A 7,356-nucleotide genomic window follows, 5' to 3' on the forward strand; every position below is an offset into this window, starting at 1 on the left:
GCCCTCGGCTATTCCCGCCATGCGTTTCTCCCAAACCGCTCGACGGCCAGCCGTTCGACTGGGGCCCGCGTATCTTTCTTCACTTGCTTTAGCTGGATGTCTTTGTTAGAAGTTCTAACAGCGATGCGGCTTACCCAAGGTCGCATTCTTCGCTGTCATCGCCTTCCAACTTCCCGCAGGAGCGCCGCCATGTCCGAATCCCGCTTAGCCGACATCGATTTAGGTCAACTTACCGCCAACGTTGTTTATACCCCTTCCCCCGCCGCCTGGGAGGATAAGCTGTTGTACTTTCTGATGCTGGACCGATTTTCCGACGGCAACGAAAGCGGCGGATACCGCGACGTCGATGGCAAGCCGGTCGTCGGAGGCGCCACGCCCTTGGGCCAAGCGGCCGACAAACGTAATGCGGTTAAAACTCCGGCGGCCGCCGCGAAATGGCGCGAGGCTGGCGGCAAATACGTCGGCGGCACGCTGGCCGGCTTGAAAAGCAAACTGGGTTATTTGAAGCGTTTGGGCGTGACCGCGATCTGGATCAGTCCCATCTTCAAGCAGGTGGCGTTTCAGGAAACCTATCACGGCTACGGCATCCAGGATTTTTTGCAGGTCAATCCGCGCTTCGGCACCAATCAGGATCTCAAGGATTTGGTGGCGGCGGCCCACCAACAGGGGATTTTGGTGATCCTGGACATCATCCTGAATCATTCCGGCAACGTGTTCGGTTACGATCCCCAGCGCCAGCCCAATTACAAGGACGGCAATGGACATTTCGACCCGCGCTGGGACGGCGGCCACTATCCGGTGACCGGTTTTAACGATGCGTCGGGCCAAGCCAATATCCCGTTCGTGACCGCCAATCCGGCGGCGCCGGCGAGTTGGCCGGCCAAGAACGGGGCGATCTGGCCGATCGAATTTCAGAATCCGGAATACTTTACCCAGAAGGGCCGGATTTCCAGCTTCGATTACGATCCGGAATTTCGCGAGGGCGATTTCTTCGATCTAAAGGATTTGCATCACGGCTTCGGCGGCACCGACGACTTTGCGCCGGCGCCGGGCTTGCTGTCTTTGGTCGAGGTTTACAAGTACTGGATTGCGTACGCCGATCTCGACGGCTTTCGGATCGATACCGTCAAGCACATGCAGGACGGCGCCACCCGGATATTCGGCTCGGCGATTCACGAATTCGCCCAAAGTATCGGCAAGGACAATTTTCTGCTGGTCGGCGAAATTACCGGCGGCCGCTACCGGGCCTTCGATACCCTGGAAGCGACCGGTTTGGACGCGGCATTGGGTATCGACGATATTCCGAGCAAATTGGAGTTCATGGTCAAGGGCGCGAGCAATCCCAACGACTATTTCAGTCTGTTCCGCAATTCGCTGTTGATCGGCAAGGACAGCCACACTTGGTTTCGCAACAAGGTGGTGACGATGTTCAACGACCACGATCAGGTCGGCCGGGCCAAGGCGCGGTTTTGCGCCGATGCCGATAAGGCCAAACTGGTGTTGAACGCGCTGGCGGTCAACGCGCTGACCTTGGGGATACCGTGCGTGTATTACGGCACCGAGCAGAGTTTCGACGGCCACGGCGGCGATTCGGACCGCTATATCCGCGAGGCAATGTTTGGCGGCGAATTCGGCGCGTTCGAGTCTCGGGGCGTGCACTATTTCGACGAGGATCATCCGGTTTACGTCGAGTTCGCCAAATTGATGGCGATCCGTGCCGCTCAGCCGGCCCTAAGACGCGGTCGCCAGTATTTGCGGCCGATTTCCGGCGATGGCCAAAATTTTGGTTTGCCGACGATGTTGGGCGGCAAATTGCTGTCGCTGGTGCCGTGGTCGCGGATTTTGGCTGACCACGAAGTCGTCGTGGCAATCAATACCGATGCTAACGCCGCCAAGATGGCTTGGGTGACGATAGACGCGGCGTTGCATAGTCCGGGCGAAAAACTGACCTGTTTGTATTCCACCGATCCGGCCCAGATCGGTACCACCGCCGACGTGCAACCGAAAAACGGCTTGGCGGTCAGTTTGACGGTGCCGGCGGCCGGTTTGGTGATTTACCGTTGAACCTAAAAAGAGCCGTTGGGCCTCGAAAAATCCCGTTCGCCCCGAGCCCTTCCGCTACGCTCGGGAGAGCCCTGTCGAAGGGCGGGCGGGATTTTTCAATCGCCCAACAGGTGGACAGGTTATCGGTCGTCCATGCTTCGACATTGCTCTGCACGAATGGCCTATATCACACCAACGGCATTTTTTAGGTAGAAGCGATGATGCGGCGGGTTTGCGCGAATCCCGCAAGCTTGTTAGGCTGGCGGTCTGTGTTCAATCAGGGTTTGGGAGTCTGCAATGCGTGCGTTTTCGATGAGATCGGCTCGGCTGTTGTGCGGTTTGGGCTTGTTGGCCGGCGGGGTCCGCGCCGAGGAAGTGGGTTGCGTGACCACGGCGTGGAAATTGATCGGCGCGAATCACAAGGTCTGCGTCGATGCCTTTGAGGACCCGAAGATTCCCAATGTGATTTGCCACATCAGCCAGGCTCGCACCGGCGGGATTGCCGGCGGCTTGGGGCTGGCCGAGGACCCGTCGCAGTTTTCGCTGGCATGCCGGCAGATCGGCCCGATCAATTTGCCGGCCAAACTGCCGGACGAAGAGCTGGTGTTCAGCGAAGGCACGTCGTTGTTGTTCAAGTCCACCAACATCACCCGGCTATGGGACGCCAAACACAATACGCTGGTTTATCTGGCGATCAGCCGGAAGATCATCGAAGGCGCGCCGGCCAACAGCGTCTCGACGGTGCCGGTAATGCCCTGGGGCAAATGATCCGGGCTTAAACGCCCAATTCATTGCGGTCCGTCAGCGAGCGTTCGGCGTTGATCCATTTCAGTAACACTTGGTAAAGCGTGGCGGGCAGGATGGGTTTGCCGATGAAGTCGTTCATGCCGGCATCCAGGCATAACTGGTGGTCGGCGCTCATCACATTGGCGGTCATCGCAATCACCGGTAGCATCCGGCAGGCGGGCAGCTTGCGCAGTTCGCGGGTGGCTTGGTAGCCGTCCATGACCGGCATTTGCACGTCCATCAGCACGCAGTCGTATTGGTTTTCCCGCAACCTGGCCAGCGCGATTTCGCCGTTCTCGGCGACATCCACCCGGATGCGGGCCTGCTCCAGTAACTCGATCGCGACCATCCGGTTAATCTCGTTGTCCTCGACCAGCAGGATACGGCTGTCGTGCAAGGGCTCCAAGCGCACGGAATCCATGCTGGCGCGGTGCCGGCGGATTTGAAAGTGGCGTATCGTCGCCAGATCGCTCAAACCGAGCACGACGCTGAATGTGAAGGTCGAGCCGATATTGGCTTGGCTGGTCACGCCAATGCTGCCGCCCATTTGTTCGATCAATTGCTTGGAGATTACCAAGCCTAGACCGGTGCCGCCGTAGTTGCGGGTCACGCTGCTGTCGCCCTGGCTAAAGGCCTGAAATAATTTGGGCTGCTGTTCGGGTGTGATGCCGATACCGGTGTCCTGAATCGAAAATTGCAGCACGATGCGGTCGTCGTCGCGGCTAAGTTCGTTGAGCGCGACGGCGACGTGGCCGCGTTCGGTAAATTTGATCGCGTTCCCGATCAGATTGATCAACACTTGCCGCAGGCGCTGCGGGTCGCCGACCACCGCATGATATTGCGCTCCGTTGTCCGGGAGAATCAAGCGAATGCCTTTGTCGGCGCTGAGTTGCGACATCGTCGAAAACACTTGCTCCAACATTTCTTCGAGCAGGAAGGGGATGGTCTCGATCTGCATTTTGCCGGCTTCCATTTTGGAAAAGTCCAGAATGTCGTCGATCAAGGTCATCAACGAATGGGCCGAGGATTCCACGCGTTGCAGATATTCGCGTTGCTTGTAGGTCAGCTGAGTATTCAGACTCAGTTCCACCAAGCCGACGATGGCGTTCATCGGCGTGCGGATTTCGTGGCTCATATTCGCCAAAAACTGGCTTTTGGCGCGGTTGGCCGATTCCGCGTCGCGGGTGGCGATTTCCAGCTCGCGGGTGCGGGTTTGCACCTGGGTTTCCAGATCGGCTTCGTTGGCTTCGATCTGCGCCAACATGTTGTTGAAGGCTTCGGCCAAATCGCTGATTTCGTCGTTGCCGTCGTAGCGCGAACGCCGGCTGTAGTCGTGGTCCCTTTCGATCTGGCGGGCCGTGTCGGCCAATTTCAGCAGAGGTTTCAGGAAAGTGCGTTGCAGGCGGCGCACATGCAAGGCCGCCAGGCTCAATGCAATCATCACAATGCCGGCGTTGATCGACGCATTCCACAGCATCGTCCGATATGGTTGGTCCATGCTGGCGACCAGCGAAATATGGCCGACGACGCGCTGGTTTTTATGCAGGATCGGTTGCGTGTACTGTTGGATTTTCGGTAGCCAGTTCGGCCACCATTCGGGCCAGCGCGGCGCGTCTTTCTGGTGGCCGACCAGGATCTGGCCGGACGGCAATCTGATCGAGCCGGCGATGATGTCCGGATCGTAAATCAGCGCATCCAGAATTTCCTGGGCGGTTTGGGTATCGTCGAACACCAGCGCCACGCTGCTGTTCTGGCCAATCAGATTGGCGGTCAGTTTCAGCTTGTTGTCGATGGCGTCTTGCAGCGCCGAATATTCGCGGATCGATAGTGAAAAGGTCGCGACGGCCAGACTGAGTACCACCATCAGCCGCAGGTTGTTGCCCAACTTGCGGCTGATCGAAATACGTGGGGGGGGTGACGATGTCATTCGATAATCTCCGCCATCCGCAGCAATTTGGAGCTCAATTTTAAGTCCGCCGATTTTACCGAACCTAAATTTACCACTAGTTTCAATTTGTTGTCGCGCAAAGTGAATTGCACCATGCCGCCTTGAGCGGCGAAACCGTCCACATCGCCGACCAATAAAATGTGAGCGGCGCGGGCTTGTTCGAGCAGGCGCGGTTTCAGATCGTCGATGTTGCCGAGAAACAGGATGTTGCAAGCTTCCAAGGCGGTGGGCGGCTCCAACAAGACGTGGACGGTGTTGCCTTCGATGGTTTGGCCTTCCAGCGCCGGCAGAAAATGCCGTATCGGGCTGTCGCCTTTCAGGCAAATCGTGATGGGACCGGCGGCCGGCCATTGCGTTAATTCGGCGAAATGAAACAGATAGGCGGATTTCAATTGGAATTCCCGGCTGGGGTTTTCCAGGGCAATAGCCTGCCCGCTCAGCCAAACGCTGGCGCTAAGCAGCGCGGATTTAAGCAGGCGGGTGAGCACGAATAGTCGGGATACGATTAAACCCGCCCGGCTTGCGTCGGGCGGTTCCGGTAGAAAAGGTCGATACGGCGGGGAATTCGGCGGTTCGAAAACCTGTTGGCCGGATCAAAAATAAACTAATGGGATATTGTAGCTCAGCCGGCGCGGGATGGCGGGGCCGGCGCTATTCCAGTAGCGCCGCCAACTCGGCGCATTCGGATTCGCTGAGTTCGAAATCGAAAATCGCCAAATCCTCGCGCATATGATCGGCCGAGGTCGTACCGGTCAACGGCACGATGCCGAGTTGGGTTAAGTAACGGAAAAACACTTGCGCCGGGTGGCGGCCCAAGCGCTCGGCTAGATTGGCGACCACGCTACCGGTTAACAGTTTGGGGTTGGCCGTCAAGGTCCAGAAGCTTTGGTAAATCACGCGGTGAGTCCGGCAGAACGCCCGCAGCGCCTTGTCGTAACCGGTGTCGGCGTAAAACCGGTTTTGCAGCACGGCGGGTTTGACGTCGGCTTGTTGGTACAGGAATTCGAACAGATCCGGATCGTAGCAATTGCTGATACCCAGTTGCCGGGCGCCGCCGTTGCGCTGAATGGTTTGCATGGCTTGCCACACCGTCAACAGTTGCTGGCGATCGGCCAGCGGCGAGTGCAATACCAAGCCATCCAAATAGTCGGTGCGCAGATTTTGCAACGACACCGCGAACGACTGGGCGACCTGCTGCTCCAGACTGGCGTTTGCATCGTAGGGTATGCGTAGCGGATCATGGCCGTTGAGCGGCGTGAATTTGGTTTGCAGATAAATCGCCGCGCGGTCCAGGTTCAAGCGGGTCATCGCGGCTGCCAGACCGGCCCCGACGCCGGCCTCGTTGTAGTGCTTGGGCTGGCAGGCGGTGTCTATGCCGCGAAATCCTTGGGCGAGCGCCAGTTCAACCAACTCGGCGGTGCGTTCCTGTTTCCAGGCGGTGCCGTAGATCAGCGGCGGCATGCGCACGCCGGCCGCGGATTCGAGGTAAGCGTTTTCGATCATTGGCGGTTCCCGTGCTAAAGAGGCGGCGTTATCCTCGCATAGTTGAGGCGCCACGGCTACCGCTCGGCACGATTGCGGCCGCCGGATGGCCTGGGCTGTGATCGGTTATAGTGGCAAGCGATACCGCTATCCCGAGGAAATCATGAACAGAATATTGCTGACCTTGTTGGCCGTCGTGCTGATCGTCGAAGAATGGCTGTGGGATGTTCTGTCCGCTTGCGGCCACTATCTGGCGCTGGCGCTGGGCCTGGAGCGCATCGAGCGCTGGCTGAGCCGCTGCTCGCCGGGCGTTGCGTTGATCGCGATCGCGGTGCCGATTTTGTTGGTGACGCCGTTGAATCTGGCGGCGTTGTGGCTGTTGCTGCACGGTTTGTTGATACAAGGGTTATTTTTGGAGATCGTCGCCAAACTGTTGGGCACGTTGTTGGTGGCCCGGGTATTCAGCCTGACCAAACCGCAATTGTTGAGTTTTGCGGTATTGGCCTGGTTGTACGGCACGATTACCGGCTGGTTGCGCTGGGCACACGCCAAAATCGCCGAGACCGCGTTGTACCGCTGGTCCAGAGTCGCCAAACAGCGGGTCAAGGACCGTGTGAAAGCCTGGCTGGGGCGATAAGCGGCGTCGGTTGGCGCATATTCCAATCCAGCCACCCATTCCGATTGAAAACCGCCACCGGTTCCGATTCAAATCAGGCCATCGATTTCGTTACGATTACGCAGTATTGAAGACTGCTTCTGGACGTGGCAAGTTGGCGACATCGACCCACAGTTGTCATCCGATCAATTTGCTCCGATGGCTGGTATATGCAATAAAGCCGACTTTACGCATTTTCGAAGAGTGGCAAATTTACTCATGCCTCAACGCCACAATCGGATCCAGCCGCGCCGCGCGGCGGGCCGGCATGTAGCCAAAGACGATACCAATTGCCGCCGAGAATCCGAACGCCAACAAGTTGATGCTGGGGTTGAACAAAAACGGCATGTGCATCAAGCTCGACAGCGCGATACAGGCGAGAAATGCCAGCGCGATGCCGATCAACCCACCCAGGCAGGACAGCATCACTGCTTCGATCAAA

The 7,356-nt window shown here is 58.0% G+C and carries 7 protein-coding genes; 3 read left to right on the forward strand and 4 right to left on the reverse strand.

The window, feature by feature from the left end:
• Positions 1–189 precede the first annotated feature (189 nt).
• The gene (locus AC3B8H_RS16165; protein WP_488442576.1) at positions 190–2,064 is read left to right on the forward strand and encodes an alpha-amylase family glycosyl hydrolase; all 1,875 of its coding nucleotides are present in this window, start codon (positions 190–192) and stop codon (positions 2,062–2,064) included.
• A 276-nt stretch (positions 2,065–2,340) separates the two neighbouring features.
• On the forward strand, positions 2,341–2,811 hold the full coding sequence (locus AC3B8H_RS16170) for a CreA family protein (RefSeq protein ID WP_488442577.1): 471 nt from the start codon (positions 2,341–2,343) through the stop codon (positions 2,809–2,811).
• Between the two features lie 7 nt (positions 2,812–2,818).
• On the opposite strand, the gene AC3B8H_RS16175 is transcribed toward AC3B8H_RS16170, so the two are convergent.
• From AC3B8H_RS16175 to AC3B8H_RS16185, 3 genes are all read right to left on the reverse strand, one after another.
• Positions 2,819–4,756, reverse strand: coding sequence for an ATP-binding protein (locus AC3B8H_RS16175; protein WP_488442578.1), 1,938 nt, complete (start codon positions 4,754–4,756; stop codon positions 2,819–2,821).
• Complete coding sequence (locus tag AC3B8H_RS16180; RefSeq protein WP_488442579.1) at positions 4,753–5,265, reverse strand: YfiR family protein; 513 nt, start codon at positions 5,263–5,265, stop codon at positions 4,753–4,755. The genes AC3B8H_RS16175 and AC3B8H_RS16180 overlap by 4 nt, the downstream gene beginning before the upstream one ends.
• A 163-nt stretch (positions 5,266–5,428) precedes the next feature.
• Positions 5,429–6,280 carry an aldo/keto reductase family protein gene (locus AC3B8H_RS16185; protein WP_488442580.1) on the reverse strand — a complete coding sequence of 284 codons (852 nt, stop codon included), beginning with the start codon at positions 6,278–6,280 and terminating at the stop codon, positions 5,429–5,431.
• 142 nt (positions 6,281–6,422) lie between these two features.
• Here AC3B8H_RS16185 and AC3B8H_RS16190 point away from each other — a divergent pair, with 142 nt between their 5' ends.
• Positions 6,423–6,896 (forward strand): hypothetical protein, encoded by a 474-nt coding sequence (locus tag AC3B8H_RS16190; protein WP_488442581.1) that lies wholly within the window; start codon positions 6,423–6,425, stop codon positions 6,894–6,896.
• Between the two features lie 231 nt (positions 6,897–7,127).
• On the opposite strand, the gene AC3B8H_RS16195 is transcribed toward AC3B8H_RS16190, so the two are convergent.
• On the reverse strand, positions 7,128–7,356 hold a 229-nt coding region (locus AC3B8H_RS16195), incomplete at its 5' end, for an ABC transporter permease (protein ID WP_488442582.1).

The sequence above is a fragment of the Methylomonas sp. BG-2 genome (assembly GCF_057766305.1).